The 16,272-nt window shown below is 69.9% G+C and carries 16 protein-coding genes and 1 pseudogene; 2 read left to right on the top strand and 15 right to left on the bottom strand.

Annotated elements, in window-relative coordinates; all coding sequences use genetic code 11:
- Positions 1–12: 12 nt before the first annotated feature.
- The 11 genes and pseudogenes from fliE to WAF18_RS11780 form a co-directional block, all read right to left on the bottom strand.
- Complete coding sequence (fliE, locus tag WAF18_RS11830; RefSeq protein ID WP_337245267.1) at positions 13–408, bottom strand: flagellar hook-basal body complex protein FliE; 396 nt, start codon at positions 406–408, stop codon at positions 13–15.
- A gap of 278 nt (positions 409–686) precedes the next feature.
- A complete protein-coding gene (locus WAF18_RS11825) occupies positions 687–2,108 on the bottom strand; it encodes a sigma-54 dependent transcriptional regulator (RefSeq protein WP_337245266.1) in 1,422 nt (473 codons plus the stop codon).
- Positions 2,105–2,500 carry a response regulator transcription factor gene (locus WAF18_RS11820; RefSeq protein WP_337245265.1) on the bottom strand — a complete coding sequence of 132 codons (396 nt, stop codon included), beginning with the start codon at positions 2,498–2,500 and terminating at the stop codon, positions 2,105–2,107. Before WAF18_RS11820 ends, WAF18_RS11825 begins: the two co-directional genes overlap by 4 nt.
- An 8-nt stretch (positions 2,501–2,508) precedes the next feature.
- Positions 2,509–3,918, bottom strand: a complete 1,410-nt coding sequence (rpoN, locus tag WAF18_RS11815) for an RNA polymerase factor sigma-54 (protein ID WP_337245264.1) — start codon at positions 3,916–3,918, stop codon at positions 2,509–2,511.
- Between the two features lie 166 nt (positions 3,919–4,084).
- Positions 4,085–4,717, bottom strand: a complete 633-nt coding sequence (locus tag WAF18_RS11810) for a response regulator transcription factor (protein ID WP_337245263.1) — start codon at positions 4,715–4,717, stop codon at positions 4,085–4,087.
- Between the two features lie 72 nt (positions 4,718–4,789).
- Complete coding sequence (locus tag WAF18_RS11805) at positions 4,790–5,359, bottom strand: PilZ domain-containing protein (protein ID WP_337245262.1); 570 nt, start codon at positions 5,357–5,359, stop codon at positions 4,790–4,792.
- Positions 5,356–5,652, bottom strand: a complete 297-nt coding sequence (locus WAF18_RS11800; RefSeq protein ID WP_337245261.1) for a hypothetical protein — start codon at positions 5,650–5,652, stop codon at positions 5,356–5,358. The genes WAF18_RS11805 and WAF18_RS11800 overlap by 4 nt, the downstream gene beginning before the upstream one ends.
- On the bottom strand, positions 5,649–6,065 hold the full coding sequence (fliS, locus tag WAF18_RS11795; RefSeq protein ID WP_337245260.1) for a flagellar export chaperone FliS: 417 nt from the start codon (positions 6,063–6,065) through the stop codon (positions 5,649–5,651). Before fliS ends, WAF18_RS11800 begins: the two co-directional genes overlap by 4 nt.
- 19 nt (positions 6,066–6,084) lie before the next feature.
- Positions 6,085–7,482 (bottom strand): flagellar filament capping protein FliD, encoded by a 1,398-nt coding sequence (gene fliD / locus WAF18_RS11790; protein WP_337245259.1) that lies wholly within the window; start codon positions 7,480–7,482, stop codon positions 6,085–6,087.
- A gap of 217 nt (positions 7,483–7,699) precedes the next feature.
- Positions 7,700–7,954, bottom strand: coding sequence for a flagellin (locus WAF18_RS11785; RefSeq protein WP_337245285.1), 255 nt, complete (start codon positions 7,952–7,954; stop codon positions 7,700–7,702).
- A gap of 834 nt (positions 7,955–8,788) precedes the next feature.
- A pseudogene (locus tag WAF18_RS11780) lies at positions 8,789–9,343 on the bottom strand (flagellin); the annotation flags it as partial.
- 283 nt (positions 9,344–9,626) lie between these two features.
- Here WAF18_RS11780 and WAF18_RS11775 point away from each other — a divergent pair.
- Both WAF18_RS11775 and WAF18_RS11770 read left to right on the top strand, forming a co-directional pair.
- The gene (locus WAF18_RS11775; protein ID WP_337245258.1) at positions 9,627–10,136 is read left to right on the top strand and encodes a helix-turn-helix transcriptional regulator; all 510 of its coding nucleotides are present in this window, start codon (positions 9,627–9,629) and stop codon (positions 10,134–10,136) included.
- Positions 10,120–10,848 carry a nucleotidyl transferase AbiEii/AbiGii toxin family protein gene (locus WAF18_RS11770; RefSeq protein WP_337245257.1) on the top strand — a complete coding sequence of 243 codons (729 nt, stop codon included), beginning with the start codon at positions 10,120–10,122 and terminating at the stop codon, positions 10,846–10,848. Before WAF18_RS11775 ends, WAF18_RS11770 begins: the two co-directional genes overlap by 17 nt.
- 78 nt (positions 10,849–10,926) lie before the next feature.
- Here the strand turns inward: WAF18_RS11770 and flgL are convergent, their stop codons facing one another.
- The 4 genes from flgL to WAF18_RS11750 are packed head-to-tail and all read right to left on the bottom strand — an operon-like array spanning position 10,927 to position 16,269.
- On the bottom strand, positions 10,927–12,129 hold the full coding sequence (gene flgL, locus WAF18_RS11765) for a flagellar hook-associated protein FlgL (RefSeq protein WP_337245256.1): 1,203 nt from the start codon (positions 12,127–12,129) through the stop codon (positions 10,927–10,929).
- Positions 12,126–14,000, bottom strand: a complete 1,875-nt coding sequence (gene flgK / locus WAF18_RS11760) for a flagellar hook-associated protein FlgK (protein ID WP_337245255.1) — start codon at positions 13,998–14,000, stop codon at positions 12,126–12,128. The genes flgL and flgK overlap by 4 nt, the downstream gene beginning before the upstream one ends.
- Before the next feature lie 15 nt (positions 14,001–14,015).
- Positions 14,016–15,149, bottom strand: a complete 1,134-nt coding sequence (gene flgJ, locus WAF18_RS11755) for a flagellar assembly peptidoglycan hydrolase FlgJ (RefSeq protein ID WP_337245254.1) — start codon at positions 15,147–15,149, stop codon at positions 14,016–14,018.
- 1 nt (position 15,150) lies between these two features.
- On the bottom strand, positions 15,151–16,269 hold the full coding sequence (locus WAF18_RS11750; RefSeq protein WP_337245253.1) for a flagellar basal body P-ring protein FlgI: 1,119 nt from the start codon (positions 16,267–16,269) through the stop codon (positions 15,151–15,153).
- Between the last annotated feature and the right edge of the window lie 3 nt (positions 16,270–16,272).

The raw sequence follows: 16,272 nt of genomic DNA, 5'->3' as shown, positions 1-16,272 counted from the left end.
TCTCCGGTGCCGTCACAGCGGCATGTTCATGACGTCCTGGTACGCCTGTACCAGTCGGTTGCGCACTTCCACGGTGGCGCGGAACGCCACCTGCGATTGCTGCGAGGCCACCATCACCTTGGCCAGGTCCGCGCCCGGCTCGCCGAGCTCGAACGCACGTACCAACGCGCCGCTGCGCTGCTGCGCCGCGTTCACGCCCTCGATCGCGTTGCGCAGCGTCGCGCCGAAACTCGGGCTTGCCGCGCCTGCGACACCGGCCGGCGCCTGCGCGCCGCCCAGGCCCTGGACCGGGATCGCATCCGAGCGCGCGGCATCGGCGGCGATCGTCTCGCGCGCCTGCGCCATGGCCGGCATCTGGCCCTGGTAGCTGCGGATCTGCGAGAGGATCGAGTTGACCGAATGGCTCATGAGGGGCGGGGTGTCGGAATCCTGCCGGGACGATGCAAGTCGCGTGCCGCAGGCTTGGCGGCGGTGGCGCCGGAAAGTCGGCGCCGTGTCCGCTGCGTGTTCTGCCTGCGCGGCCGGGGCGCAGGCGGCAGGCGATGTCCTCGAGGATGCAGCGCATGGCACGCGACGCAGGCGCCGGTTGCGTTCGACGACGCTCGCACGAATGGTCGAAGCGCGCTGACGACGTCGGCGACGGCAGTACGCGTCATCGGGCGCCCGGACCGCGCCTTGCAGGCCGCTCAGGCGGCCAGTTCGCGCTCGATGCCGTACTTGCGCAGTTTCTCGGCCAGGGTGGTGCGCCGCAGGCCGAGCAACTGCGCGGCGTGCGCGACGACGCCGTCGCTGCGCTCGAGCGCCTCGCGGATCAGGCCCAGCTCGATCCGCGCCATGTGATCGCGCAGGTCCAGCCCGTCCTCGGGCAGCTGCGCAGGCTCGGCCACGTCCGCGGTCGCCGTCGGCGCTGGGACATCCACCAGCGGCGCCGCAGGCGTCGCCTCGATCAGGTGCTCGCGGTAGCGTTGCGGCAGATCCTGCACGCGCACCAGGCCGCCCGGATTGAGCACGGCCAGGCGCTCGACCAGGTTGCTCAGTTCACGCACGTTGCCCGGCCATGCATAGCCGGCCAGTGCGTCGAGGGTGTCGGGCGCGAAGCGGATCTCGCCACGGCCGTTGCGTGCCAGCTGGCTGGCGATCGTCGCCACCAACTCGGTCAGGTCGTCGCGCCGTTCGCGCAGCGACGGCATCTCGATCGGGAACACGTTGAGCCGGTAGAACAGGTCCTCGCGGAACTGGCCCTCGCCGATGCGCGCCTCGAGATCGCGGTGGGTCGCCGCGATCACGCGCACGTCGCAGCGGATCGATTGGTTGCCGCCGACGCGCTCGAAGCACCGCTCCTGCAGCACGCGCAGCAGCTTGACCTGCATCGGCAGGCTCATGTCGCCGATTTCGTCGAGCAGCAGCGTGCCGCCCTCGGCCATCTCGAAGCGGCCCTTGCGCGCCGACAGCGCCCCGGTGAACGCGCCTTTCTCATGACCGAACAGCTCGCTTTCGAGCAGTTCGGCCGGGATCGCGCCGCAGTTGATCGCCACGAACGGCCCATCGCGGCGGGCCGAGCGCTGGTGGATGGCGCGTGCGGCGACTTCCTTGCCGGTGCCCGATTCGCCCAGCACCAGCACCGTGGTGTCGAACGGTGCCACCTGGTCGATCATCCGCCGCAGGCGCCGGACCGGCTCGCTGCTGCCGGTCGGCCCGAAGCCCTGGTCGGTCGCGGCCTGGTGGTCGGCATCGATGCGCCGCAGGCTGGCGATGCGCAGCAGGTTCTCGAGCTGAGCGTGGCGCAGCGGCGATTCGAGCGTCCACACGCCAGCCTCGTGCAGGCCATGCGCGGCGGCGAACGCCGGCGCCTCGCCGTCGATCAACAGCACCGGCGGCGCGATCCCGGCCTGGCCCAGCCAGCCGAAGAACGCAGATGCGGCGGCATCGTCGGCCGCGATGTCGCCGACCAGCACCGCGACCCAGTCGCTGGGCCGGTGACGCGCGGCGGAGATCTCGCCGGGTTCGGCGACCCAGCGCGGGCGCAGGTCCATGAACTCGAGCAGCGTGCACAGCCGCTCGGCGCGGTCGCCGTCGGCGTCGATGACCAGGATGCGCGGCTCGCTCACGACTGCGCTCCGGGCTGGCCCTGCGGATGACGCAGGCTTTCGAGGATCTGCATGACTTCCTGGATGTAGGACAGCTTGCTGACGAAGTTGTCGGCACCGGCGCGCGTGGCGTGCTCGCGGTGCTCGGCGTCGTCGAAGTGGCTGGCGATCACGATGTAGGGCGGGTCGTCCTGCGCCTTGATCAAGCGAGCGGCCTGCAGGCCGCCCATCTCGGGCATCGCCAGGTCCATCAGCACCACGTCCGGGCGCAACGCCTCGGATTGGGCGATCGCCTCCAGGCCGTTGCCGGCGGTGCCGACCACGTCCAGCCAGTCCAGCCGGCGCAGGTGGCGCAGTGCGGCGTTGATGAAGCCGTCGTGGTCATCGACCAGCAGTACTTTGATCTTGTCCATGGGCAGTCTCAGGCCGTTCGGGCCAATGGCGCGGACGCCGGTGCGCGGCGCAGACGCGCGGGCGGAATGTCGAGCTGTTCGCGGTACTTGGCGACCGTCCGCCGTGCGATGTGCACGCCTTGTCGTGCGAGCAGGGCAGCGATCGCGTCGTCGGCCAGCGGCCGGTGCCGCGGCTCGGCCTCGATCAGCCGCCGGACCATCGCCCGGACTGCGGCGCCGGAGACCTCCGCGCCTTCCAAGCGCACCGCGAAGAACCGCTTCATCTCGATCGTGCCGCGCGGCGTCTGCAGGTATTTGCCGGTCGTGATCCGCGACACCGTCGATTCGTGCATGCCGATCGCCTCGGCGACCTCCTTGAGGGTCAACGGCGCGATGGCCTCCTCACCCCGGGTCAGGAACGCGGCCTGGCGTTCGACCAGCACGCGCGCGGTGCGCAGCAAGGTGTCGTAGCGCATCGACAGGCCGCGCGCAAACCAGCGCGCCTCCTGCAGCAGTTCGCGCATCGGCGCAGCGGCCTCGCCGCCATCGGCGAGCATGCGTTCAAAACCGGCGTTGATGGCCACGCGTGGGGTGGTGGCGGGGTTCAATGCGACGCGCCAGCCGGCGTCGGCATGCCAGACCACGACGTCGGGCACCACCGCGTCGTCGACCACGGGGGCGCCGACTTGCGCCGGGCGCGGGTCGAGTGCGCGCACCAGCGCGACCGCCTCGTGGACATCCTCGCCCGCGCGGTCGAGACGGCGGGCGATCGCATCGATATCGTGCGCGGCCAGCAGGTCGAGCGCGACCTCGACCAGGCGCCGGGCCAGCGGGCGGCCCGGTACGCGGCCGGGCAGGGCGTCGAGTTGTGCCAGCAGACACTCGGGCACATCGCGCGCGGCGATCCCGGCCGGGTCGCCGGCCAGCAACCGCTGGCGCACCGCCTCGGCCTGTGCCGCCGAGCAGCCCAACTGGGCCGATGCGCGCGTGGCGAGCGCGTCGGGCGGCTCGAGCAGATAGCCGGACTCGTCGCAATGAGCCAGCCAGAACGCGGCGATCGCCAGCTGCGCGTCCGGCAATTCCAGCGCCAGGCGCTGCAGGATCCGCCAATGCGGGTCACTGGACTCGGTGGCCGCCATCCGCTGCAGGCCATCGTCCTCGCCGCTCCAACTGGCGGTGCGGACATCCCACATCGTGCTTTCGGGCAGTTCGTCGAACGCGGCGACTTCCACCCGGCCGTCGGGGATGACGTCGGCGTCGGTCGGGACGGGCGCAGCGGGGGCCGCCTCATCGAGCTCGAGCATCGGGTTGTGCGCGAGCACGCGGCGCACTTCCAGTTCCAGTTGCTGGCCATCGAGCTGCAGCAGACGAATGGACTGCAGCAACTGCGGTGTCAGGTGGAGCTGCTGGCCGAGCTGCAGCGAGGCGGAGGCCTTCATGTCGGAATCCCGTCGCGCAGGAGGACGGCGCGTGCAGGCATCGTGAAGCCCGCGTGACGGCAACGCTATCGGGCGGTTCCCGACGTCGGCAAGGCATTACCTGACTGCTGTCGGGGTTTCCCTGACAGGCTGGCCGGCGCCGGTGCCGGGATTCCGGCGGCGCGCCTCAGTCGCCGGCCGGCCGCTGGCGCGCAGCAAGCAGCACCAGGTCGTTGGCGCGCCGGCAGCCGAGCGTTTCCATCATGCGCGCGCGGTGGGTTTCGACCGTCTTGATGCTGATCGCGAGCTCGGCGGCGATCTCCTTGCTGCTGCGCCCGCGGCCGATCAGGTCGAGGATCTGTTGCTGGCGCCTGGACAGCGCATCGACGCCGCCTTGGACCGGGCGGCCGAACATCGGCGCCATCAGCCGTGACGACAGCCGCGGGCTGAGATACAGCTCGCCGGTGAACGCGGTGCGCAGCGCCACTTCCAGTTCCATCGGCGCCGCGTCCTTGACGATGAAGCCGGCCGCGCCGCGTTCGATCGCCGAGCGCACGTGCTGGGCATCGTCGTGCATCGACATGATCAGCACGCGGGTGGCGGGCAACTGCGCGTGGATCGCGACCATGGCGTCGATGCCGCTGCGGCCGGGCAGCGAGAGGTCCATCAGCACCAGGTCGGGACGATGGGCCAGGCTCAGCGTCAGCGCCTCGTCGGCGCCACTGGCCTGCGCGCATACATCGACATCGTCGAAGCCTTGCAGCAGCCGGTCCAGGCCGGCCCGTACCAGCGTGTGGTCATCGACGATCAGTACGCGCACCAGTCCAATCCCCTCCTGGCCGCCGTAAGGGGGCCGCCCGGTGGACAGGATACGTCAGCCGGGCGGCAAGCTTCAGCGCCGCCGCTGTTCGGCGACCTGGCGCCGGTGCAGACGGAACAGATGGCGGTCCAGCGCCTCGACGAGATCGGCGCGCAGACTGGCGAAGGCCAGCCACACCCGGGTGCCGGCGTGGCCCTGTTCGCAGGCCACCACCGTCGCCGGCAGTGCCAGGTGGTCGGGCAGCCAGTCGGCCGGCTGCAGCCGCACGATTGCGGCCGCGCCCGGGGGCGGGTGCTGGCCGGGCTCCAGGTCGACCCGCAGGCCATGGCAGGACCAGTGCAGCCGGCGGTCGACCAGGCCGTCATCGCGCCGGGCCAGCCGGCCGAGCAGGGCGAGGATCAGGTCGAGCTTGGCGTCCATGCGCTGGGCCAGCAGCGGCAGGTCGCCGTGGTCCTCGCTGCCGTCGTCCTTGCGCAGGTCCTCGATGTGGGCCAGTGCCGACAACAGGGTGATGGCCTCGGCCTGACGGCCGGCGCCGTCGGCCGGCTCGATGGCCACCGGCAGGTCGAGTTCGCAACTCAGGGCGTCGCCGAACAGCCGCGCCTCGGCGTCGGCCGGCGTGGTCGACGCGAGCGGACTCACGGCGCCTGCTCCAGTCCGGCGTAGACCCGCGAGGCCGCGTTGGCGCGGTGTGCCTGCCGCAACTGGGCGGCGGCCGCGTCGCGGCGCACGCCCAGGCGTGCGGTCAGTGCGAGCTGGGCGTCGAGCAGCGCGCGCAGGGCCGGCACCGGCAGGGGAACGGCGGCGGACGCCACTGTGCCTTCCAGGCGTTGCTGGTAGGCGTCCAGCAGGCCCGCTGCGGTCGCCAGGTCATCGTCGGCGATCGCCGCCTCGAGCGCGGCAAGGTCGTGGTGCAGGACCTCGAGTCCGCTCATGCCGGCGCGCCGGTCGCTTCACTGGCCGCCTTGCCGGGCTGGATCGCGGCCCAGGCGGCATCGACCTCGGCCAGCAGCGCCAGCGATTCGCGCAAGCCGGCAGGGTCGTTCTGCAGGTTGGCTTCGGTCAGCCGGCGCACGATGTAGTCGTAGAGCGAAGACAGATTGGCCGCGATCTCGCCGCCGGCTTCGTGGTCGAGCGAACCATCGAGATGACCGACGATCGCGCAGGCCTCACCGATCGCCTTGCCCTTGCGCGCCTGGTCGCCACGCTCAAGGCACGCTTCGGCCAGGCGGATGCGCTCGCAGGCGCCCGCCAGCAACAGCGCGACCAGCCGGTGCGGATCGGCCTCCATGACGGCGCCCTCCAGCTGCGTCTGACGGTACTGCTGGGCGTAGTTGCGGGGCATCATCGGGGGTCCCTCCGAGGGATCACTGTGAGCTCTGCGCCGACAGCGCGGTGAGCTGCTGGGCGAGATAGGTGTTGGTGGTGCTCATCTGCGACATGAGCTTGTCCAGCGCCACGAACTGCGCCTTGTAGCGCTCAGCAACGCCCTTCATGCGCAGCTCCAGCGCATCGCGCTGCTTGCCGATGTCCTTGATCTGGCCATCGAGCCCCTCCTTGCGCGAGGTGAACGAACCTTCCTTGCCGACATAGGTCTTGACCACGGCGTTGAGCCGGCTGGCGATACCGGTCTCGCCGGTAAAGGCGGCGGCGATCTTGGCCGGATTTTCGGCCATCGCGGCGTCGAACTTGGTGGCATCGAGCACCAAATTGCCGTTGGGGTTGGGATGGCCCTGGGTCTGCAGGCCCAGGGTCTTGGCATCCAGTCCTTGGGCGGCGAGTTCGCCGAGCAGTTCGCTCATCATCCCGCGCAACTGAGAGCCGGCGCCGCGCATCTGTGCATCGCCGGTCAGCGAGGAGGGCGTCTTGGTCTCGGCGTTGTAGCTGGTGGCAGTGGTGATTGCATTGAGGGCGGCGTTGTAGGCTTTGACGAAGCCTTCGACAGCGGTGCGGCTGCCGGTGGGATTGGCCGCGACTTCGACGATGCTGGTCCCGGCATCCTTGAGCTTGAGGGTCAATCCCTGGACCGCGTCGGTGACCGTGTTGCTGGCGCTGGTGGTGACCAGCCCGTCGATGGAGAGCTTGGCATCGCCGGCCGGGACCTGCTCGGTCATGCCGTCGACCAGGCCATGCAGATCGCTCTCGCCCTCAAGCACGGACAGCGTGATCGCATGCGCCGCGCCGGTCTTGGCGCTGCCCAGGGACAGATGCTGGCCCTCGTCGGAGGTCAGCAGCGCGGCCTGCACGCCGTGCTTGCCGGCCGCGGCGGTGATCGCGTTGCGGATGTCGGTCAGGGTCGCGTCCTTGGCCACGGTGACATCGACGAAATCGGCGCCGATCCCGACCCGCAAGGTGCCGGCACCGAACTTGGTGGCCTTGTCGATGCCGTCGCCGACCAGTTTGTGCGCGCTGGCCAGGCGCTCGACCACGACCTCATAGCGCCCCAGCGGGGTATTGCCGCCGACGGTGGCGCCGAGCACGGTATCGGTGACCGTCCCGGTCGGCGCGGTGCCGGTGGTCGAGCGCGAGGTGACCATGCGGGCACCCAGTGCCTCGGGCTTTTGCAAGGCATCAAGTGCGGTCTTGAGGCCGTCGAACGCGGACGTCACCGTGCCCAGGCCCGAGAGTTTGAACTTGGCGTTGGTCTCGAGCTTGTTGAGCCGCGCATCGTGTGGCGCACGGTCACTGCTGACCAGCTTGGTGACGATTGCGCTGATGTCCAGGCCGGAGCCGACGCCGCCGTAGCCAAAAGAATAGTCCGCCATGTCCGGTCTCCCGTTGCCCGCTGGCGCCGCCCTGGCAGGCGTGTGCCCTCTGGATTGGATATCGGCGCGTTTGCGCCGCGCTTGAGTCGATCCAGGCCATGCAGGTTGCGTGCCAGCGCCGCGTCGTTGCCAGGCGCCGCTGCCCACAACGCGAAACCCGCCTTCCGTTGCCGGAAGGCGGGTCGCGGTCCACGTCAGTGCGAGAACTGCGGCGCGATCAGCGCAGCAGGCTCAACACGTTCTGCGGGATCTGGTTGGCCTGCGCCAGCATCGCGGTACCGGCCTGCTGCAGGATCTGCGTGCGCGACAGCTCGGCGGTCTCCTTGGCGAAGTCGGTGTCGACGATGCGGCTGCGCGAGGCCGACAGGTTCTCCGAACCGGTCTGCAGGTTCGCCACGACCGAGCTGAAGCGGTTCTGCACGGCGCCCAGGTCGGCGCGGGCCGAGTTGACCGAGTTCAGGGCGGCGTCCATCGCCAGGATCGCGTTCTCGGCGCCACGCTCGGTCGAGATGTCGAGCTGGGCGAAACCGGTGGCGGCGTCGCCGGCGGCCCAGGCACCAGCGGATCCCGCCGTGGTGCCGGCGGTCAGGCCGGTCTGGGCGAGCAGGCCGGCGGCATCGTCACCCGTGCTGAGGCCGACAGTGAAGTTGCCATTTGCCGAGGCCAGCTCGACCTTGCCGTCCTTGAGCGACGCAGTCACGCCGGTGTTGTAGCTCTGGTTGTTGATCGCGGTGACCAGGTTGCTGGCGCGCTCGGAAGCGCTGCCGGCCTTGTCGTAGCTGATCGTGATCGCCTCGGAGTTGTCGCCCGACGGCAGCACGCCCTGCAGCGTGAAGCTGCCGGCGGCGAAGGTGCCGGCCGTTGCAGGCGTGCCGGGGGTGCCGGTACCGTCCACAGCTTCGGTGCCGTTGGTGTGCGCACCGGCGAACCCGGCCGTCGCGAAGGTGCCCTGGGTGCCGACATCGCCGCCCAGTGCGATCGTGAAATCGGCGCCATCGGCGCGGCTGAAGGCCAGCGTGCCCGCAGCAGCCGTGCCGGTGAACGTGATGCCAGCGTCAGCGAGATCGGCCTGGTTGGTGGCGAGCTGCGCGTCGATCGCAGCGCCGGTCACCGTATCGCCCGTGTTGGCGAGCGTGATATTGACGGCGGGCTCACCACCGACAGTCAGGGTGAACGTCTGTCCATTGGCAGTCGCTGCGGCCGGCGTCCAGACACCCGAGGCGCCCGAGGTCGTGGCAACCGCTGCCGAGCCCGGGGTGTAGTCCGCCGACGGCGGTTTTGCGGCGGCACCGCCGACGCCGAGCGCAGCGGCGCCGGTGACCGTTGCCGAGGTCGCGGCCTCGTTCCAGTTGCCGAGCTCGCTGATGTTGGCGTTGGCGATCTGTGCGACGCTGATCGTCTGGCCCTGGTTGGCGCCGACCTGGAAGGCCTGGTTCTGGAAGCTGCCGTCGAGCAGCTTCTTGCCGTTGAAATTGGTCTGCTCGGCGACGCGCTGGATCTCGGCCTTCAGCAGCTGGACTTCGGAGTTCAGCGCGGCGCGGTCGGTGTCGGAGTTGGTGGCGTTGCGCGACTGCACCGACAGCTCACGGATGCGCTGCAGGTTATTGCCGATCTCGCCCAGCGCGCCTTCGGCGGTCTGTGCCAGCGAGATGCCGTCGTTGGCGTTGCGGGCGGCTTGGTTGGCGCCGCGGATCTGGGTGCTGAAACGCTCGGAGATCGCCAGGCCGGCAGCGTCGTCCTTGGCGCTGTTGATGCGCAGGCCAGACGACAGGCGCTGGATCGTCGTCGACAGGCTGGCGCTGTTGGTCGACAGGTTGCGCTGGGCGTTCAGCGAAATGGTGTTGGTGTTGATGACGGACATTGCTGGTCTCCTGGATGAGGGAATCCGGCGGGTACAGGGCCTTGCCGGGTGGCTCCGCAGGGGCTTGCCGTCTCACCGGCCCTGTCCTCTGCTGACACCATTAACGGCGTCCCGGGGCAGGGCTTTAGGGCTGTCGTCGCACATCATGGGGACCGGTCGCCATCTGCCCATTCGCTGACCTAGGTCGCGTCCGCGTGAGGCGCCGAGTCGAGGCGACTGAACACAGTCTTGTTGTGCATCACCTTTGTATCTATTTGTTTACATTTCGCGCGAAATGTATAGAATGAGAAACGAAATCGAGGAGTCATCCGTGGCTATCGAACGCGTTCCCGATGTGGCAACCCAGGCTAGGCATAGCGGGCAAAGGCTGCGCGACAGGCGCAAGTCGCTGGGCATCAGCATGACGGCCGCCGCCGAGGCTGCAGGCATGTCGCGTGTCACTTGGCATCGACTGGAGCGCGGCGAGACCTCCGTTGCGTGGGGCTATGTCCTCGCGGCGGTGCATGCGCTGGGGTTGGAGGTCGAGATCGAAGTCCCAGGTGCGGCTGCGACCGTACCCGCGTCTTCGGATCTGCCAGTGCTGCCGCTGACAATCCGCCTCTCTGATTACGCGCAGTTGCAGCGCTTGGCGTGGCAGGTTGGCGACGGCGCCACGATCCTGTCGCCGCGGGAGGCACTGGCGCTTTACGAGCGTAATCGGCGACATCTGGACATCGCAGCGCTCGCTTCCGGGGAACGCGCCTTGATCGATGCGTTGTCGCAGGTGTTCGACGTGGATGTCCTCGGTGTTTGAACGCGGTCATCACCGTCGGATCGCCGCCGTACTCGAGGCGTTGGACGGCGACCGCCTGCGCCAGGCCCACTGTTGGTTCGGTGGCGGCACCGCCATCGCCTTGGCCCACGGCGAGTATCGCGAATCGGTGGACATCGATCTGATGGTGTCGGATGTCGCCGGATACCGATGCCTGCGACAGATGCTGGCCGGTCGCACAGATCTGACGCCCATCCTGAAGGCCGGTCGGACGTCACCCACGGTGACGCGCGCCCTTCGCGCGGACCAGTACGGCATCCGGACATGGCTCGAAGTAGACGGTGTGCCGATCAAGTTCGAGATCGTGCTGGAGGGCAGGATCGAATTCGACACGCCCCGCGTTCGCGACACGATCTGCGGCATTGCGACGCTCACGCGATCCGATCTCGTGGCGAGCAAGTTGCTCGCGAACGCCGATCGCTGGGCAGACGACAGCGCGTTCTCGCGCGACGCCCTGGATCTGGCCATGATGGCGCCGGCGCCCCGTACGTTGCGACCGGCCATCGCCAAGGCCCGGAGCGCCTATGGCGATGTGGTCGTGCGAGACCTTCAACGGGCGCTGGAGGCGCTGCATCGCCGACCCCAATACCTGGCGCGTTGCATGCGAGCAATGTCGATGACGTTGCCGCCAGCCTTGCTGCAGCAACGGCTCCGCGCGTTGCGGCTGAGACTGCAGCGCATGGAGCAGGCCTGAGCGTATCGCGAACGTGGGTGCTCGTGCAGAAGACGTTTCATGGACGCGCCGTGGACGTCCAGGCGCCCTTGCCCGGCGTCAGCGCAGCAGGTCGAACAGCGACAGGCGCTGCATCTGCACGAAGCTCAGCTGGGCGGCGTCGAGCGCGACCTTTTCCAGATTGAATTGCGCGATCGCCTCGGCATAGTCGAGGTCGCGCAGGCCCGAGAGCGTGGTCTCGATGGTCAGGCCCTGGGCGTCGCGCAGGCTGTCGGCACCATCAAGCGCGGACAACTGGGCGCCGCCCGCGGCGCGGGCGTCGATGAGGTGGTCCTGCGCGGTGGCGATGTCGCGCATCGCGCCCTGCAGCGCGTTCTGCTGCGCGGCGCGCTGCGCATCCGTGGTCGGGTCGAGCGCCAGCGCACCGAGCAGACGATCGATGGTCGCGAACACGTCGCGGGTCGACGCCGGGCCGACCTCGAAAGCATCGCCGTCGGCCGGCGCGCCACTGACGACGACGTGGACGCCATTGACGTCGATGGCCTCGCCGTCGACATGCGTGCCACTGCCGACGACCTCGCCTGCGGCATCGCGCACCTCGTAGGCACCGGCCTCGCCGAACGCAATCTGATAGCTGCCGCCGTCCCAGCGCGACGAATCGGCGACCGAGAAGCTGCCGACCCGGCCGGTGCCGGTATTGCCGGCCTGCGCCGCGACATCGACCCGGCCATCGCCGGTACGCACACGCAGGAAGACCTCGCTGCCGGGCGCGGTGTCGGCGACGAACAACTGCGGCGCGACCTCGACCTGGCGCTGGGTCTGGTCGCCGCCATAGACGACGCTGCCAGCGACACGGCTGAACGGTGGACTGCCGTCCTGGGTGCCGCCGAACAGATAACGGCCGGTGCCGTCAGGGCTGTTGGCCACTTCCAGCAGGCTGTCGCGCAGGCTGGTGATCTCGATGGCGATGGCCTTGCGGTCGCCGTCCGACAGCGAGGCACTGTTGGCGCGCACGGTCAGCTCGGTGATCCGGCCCATGATGCCGCCGGCCTGGGTCAGTGCGCTTTCCTGCATCCCTAAGCGATGGCGCACGGCGTCGCCGTTCTTGCCGAAGCGTTCGAGCTCGGCGAGCGCGCGATCCAGGCCGACCGCGGCGCCGGCGCCGACCGGGTCGTCCTTGGCGGTCAGCAGCTTCTGCCCGGTGGTCATCTGCTGTTGCAGGCGTGCCAGCGAGGCCTGCTTGGATTGCAGCGAGGCGATCGACTGCTGGTAGAGCATGCTGGTGGAGATGCGATTGCTCATCGGCGGACGGCTCCCAGGATCGACTGGAACAGGGTGTCGGCGGTGGAGATGATGTGCGCGGCGGCCTGGTAGGCCTGTTGCAGCTGCAGCATGTTGGCCGCTTCTTCGTCGAGATTGACACCGGACACGCTGTCACGGGCCGATTGCGCCTGCGCGTGCACCACCGCCTGCGCCTCGGCGGCATAGGCGGCATGTCGCGCGGTCGAACCGACAGCCGAGGTCAGGCCCGAGATCGCGCTGTTGAGGCTGACGTTGCCGCCGTCGAGCAGCCGCAGATCGTCGAGCCCGGCGAGCAGGGCCGCATTGCCGTTGTCACTGGAGCCGGCGCCGGTCGGGCTGACGGTGAAGGTGTCACCCGCGGCCGGAATGCCGTCGAGCACGAACGACCAACCGTTGGCCTCGATCCGCGCGCCCGGCGTGTAGGGGAACGGCCCGTCGCCATCGATCATGTACTGATCGCCGTCGAGGAATTCGATGCTGGCCGGGCCCGCGATCGCTGCCTGGGCATCGTCGACGCGCATGCCCGAAGGCTTGCCGGTGCCCTGGTTGTCGAGCGCGGCATCGACACGCACTGCCGTTGCTGCGGCGATCCGGCCCGGATCGGTGATCGCCACCGCCAGGCCGCCGGCGACCTGGGCGGTGGGCTGCAGCAGGAAACGATCCTGCTGCGCGGGCGCGCCGTTGACGACCAGCGCGACGCCGCCCACGCGCAGCGGATCGTCGGCGCTGCCGGTGCCTGTGACCGGCACCGAGGCGCCGGTGGCCGCATCGCTGGCCGACCAGGCGCCGTCGCGCCACTGCACAATCAGGTTGCGACCATCGACCGCGGCGAGGTCGGCGACGCTCGCCGACAATCGCGCAGATCCGGTGTTGGCGCTGTGGCCGGAGACCACCGGTGCGGGCACGCTGAAGAAATCGCCGCCGCGTGCCCCGGTCTGATCGACGCCGGCGGCGTGCCCGGCGTTGAACCGCATGCCCAGACCCAGCGCGATCCGGCCCAGTTCCGCCTGGGTCGGGTCCAGCACCTGGCTGCGGAACTCGAGCAGCCCGCCCAGGCGCCCGCCCATCGCACGCTCGTCGATGCGCACGGTCTGGCCGGCGCCCTGCAGCGCCAACTGCTGCCGCTCGGGCTGGTAGGGGTCGGAGACGGTGGTCAGCTGCGAGGCCTGCGCGCCGACGACCAGAGCCTGGCCGCCGCTGGAGAACACATTGATCGCGCCGCCGTCCTGCGGCACGGCGGTGCCGCCGGTCCAGCCGACGAGCTCGGTGATCAGCTGATCGCGCTGGTCGAGCAGGTCGGGCGAGGCCGTCGATGCACTGCTGATCCGCGCGTTGAGCTGGGCGATCTGCCCGGCCAGCCGGTTGACCTCGGTCGCGCCGGCAACCAGCCCGTTGTCGACCTCGGTCGCCAGGCGCCCGAACTCGCCGTGCAGTTGCTGGAAGCGCGAGGTCAGCGCCTTGGCGTCGCCGAGCAGGCTCTGCCGCTCGGCCGATGCCGAGGCCTTGGACGACAGCGCACTGACCGCGTCGAAGAAGTTCGACCACTGACCGGCGATGCCGGTGGCCGACTCGGACATCAGGCTGTCGACGCGGCCGGTGAGCGTGGAGAGCTGCTGCAGGCGGGCCAGTTCGCCGCCGCTGTCGATCAGCCGGGCATTGGCCAGATCGTCGGCGACGCGGCGGATGTCGCTGATGCGCGTGCCGCTGCCGATGTAGCCCACGCCGATGTCCTGCGGCGTCCCGGTGGTGAACTCGACCTGCTGGCGGCTGTAGCCGGGCGTCTTGATGTTGGCGACGTTGTGGCCGACGGTCGAGAGTGCCCGCTGGAACGCGATCAGCGCGCTGGTACCGGTGGTAAGGACGTTGGCCATGACGGGTCCTGGCGACTAGCGGCGGGAGAACGCCTGGCCGGGCGCGTCGGCGCCGGCGAAGCGGAACGGTTGCACGGCGTCGCCGGCCTCGCGCGCGACCTCGGCGATCGTCGACAGGGCACGCCCCAGCGTGGGGCCATTGGCGATCGCGCTGATCTTGTCGGCGTAGCGCGGATCGGTGGCGTAGCCGGCCTGCTGCAGCGCGCTGGCGAAGCGGCGCACGTCGCCGCCCGACTCGAGTGCCTGGCGATAGCGCGGGTTCTGTTTGAGCAGCCGCACGTAGTCGGCGAAGCTCTCGGCCGGCGAGGCATAGGCGCGGAACTGCGCGCGCTCGTCGCGGCGCACGCCGTTGCGGTACTCGTGGGTCGTCGCGGTGACGCGCTCGCCCTGCCAGCCGGTGGCCTTGATGCCGAACAGGTTGTGCGCGGTCCCGCCATCGCCCTGGCGGATCATGCGCCGGCCCCAGCCGGTCTCGAGCGCGGCCTGTGCCACCAGTGCCCGGGCATCGACGCCGAGTTCGCGCGCCGCGCTCTGTGCGTGCGACCAGATCGAGGCGACGAAGCCCTCGGGCGTGCGCGTGCCCAGCCGGTCGGCGGCGGCGCGCGAGGCGCTTTCCAACGCGGCCGCCCCCGGCACCAGTGCGGTCGCGGCCGCGCCGGCGGCCGAGGCGGCGGGCTGCACACGGGCCAGCAGCCGATCGATGAAGCCATCCATCGGCGAGGCCGGGCTCGCGCTCTCGGCGGACGCGGCGGTGCGCCCGGCGATCAGGTCGAGCGTGCGTGCGCCGAGTGTCTCGGGCAACAAGGACCGGTCGCCAGTGTCGCCGTCCGCAGAGGGCAGCGGCGCGCTCGGGTCCAGCCGCGTGTCGAGCGGCGGTGCGGCCTGCGTGCCGCCCAATTGCCGCGCGATGGTCTTGGCCAGGCCCAGCCCCGGCCCGTCGGTCAGCGACTTGGCGAGCTTCTGGTCGTAGAGGTCGCGGTAAAGCTGATTCTCGCCCGGAAACAGCGCATCACCGAAGCTTGCATCGCGCATGCTCTTGATCAGCATCTGCGCGAACACGCCTTCGAACTGGCGTGCAGCATCGTCGATGCGGCCGGCGTCGGGCCGCTGGCCAGGCGCAAGCTCGATGGGCGTCGGGGCGATGCGCATGTCAGATCACCTCCAGCTCCGCGCGCAGCGCGCCGGCCTGCTTGAGCGCCTCGAGGATCGCGATCAGGTCGCCGGGGGCTGCGCCCACTGCATTGACCGCGCGGACGATCTCATCGAGCGAGGTGCCGCCGGCGAACTTGAACATGCGGCTGCCGTCCTGGCCGATCTGGATATCCGAACGCGGCGCCACGACCGTGCTGCCGCGGCCGAAGGCCTCGGGCTGGCTGACATCCACGCTCTCGGTGATCGTCACGCTCAACGAGCCATGGGCGATCGCCGCCGGCAGCACCTTGACCTGTGAGCCGATGACCACGGTGCCGGTGCGCGCGTTGACGATGACCTTGGCCGGCGCCGAACCGGCGGCCAGCTGCACGTTCTCGACCTGCGCGAGAAAACCGATCCGCGCAGCCGGGTCGTACGGCGCACGCACCGCGACGGTCACGCCGTCGACGGCGCGGGCGGTGCCCGGCCCGAAACGCGCGTCGAGCGCGGCGACCATGTTGGCGATGGTGCTGAAATCGGCGCGGTTGAGGTTGAGCGTCAACTCGCCGCTGTCGCCCAGCTCCCCGGTCGCCACCCCGCGCTCGACCATCGCGCCATTCGGGATGCGGCCCACGCTGGGGATGTTGACCGACACGCGCGAGCCGTCGCGGCCCTGCGCGCCGAAGCCGCCGACGACCAGGCTGCCCTGGGCGATCGCGTAGACCTGGCCATCAGCGCCCTTGAGCGGCGCCATCAGCAGAGTGCCGCCACGCAGCGAGACCGCGTTGGCGATCGACGAGACGGTGATGTCGATCGTCTGGCCGGGCTTGGCGAACGGCGGCAGCTCGGCGTGGATCGCGACCGCGGCGACGTTCTTGAGCTGCGGATTGACGTTCGACGGCACGGTGACGCCGAGCTCGTTGAGCATGTTGCGCAGGCTCTGCACGGTGAAGGGCGCCTGGCTGGTGCGGTCGCCGCTGCCGTCCAGACCGACCACCAAGCCATAGCCGACCAGCGCATTGCCGCGCACGCCGCCGATGGTGGCCAGATCCTTGATGCGTTCCTGCGCGAACGCGGGCAGGCACGCGCACAGCACAAGCGCGGCGACGAGCAACGGACGGTAGCGGGCAGGGCGCATGAC

The organism is Luteimonas sp. gir (assembly GCF_037198055.1).
In the GTDB taxonomy this organism is placed as follows: domain Bacteria; phylum Pseudomonadota; class Gammaproteobacteria; order Xanthomonadales; family Xanthomonadaceae; genus Luteimonas; species Luteimonas citri_A.
Note: the sequence above shows the minus strand (reverse complement) of the source record. Positions and strands in the feature narration are given on the sequence as shown.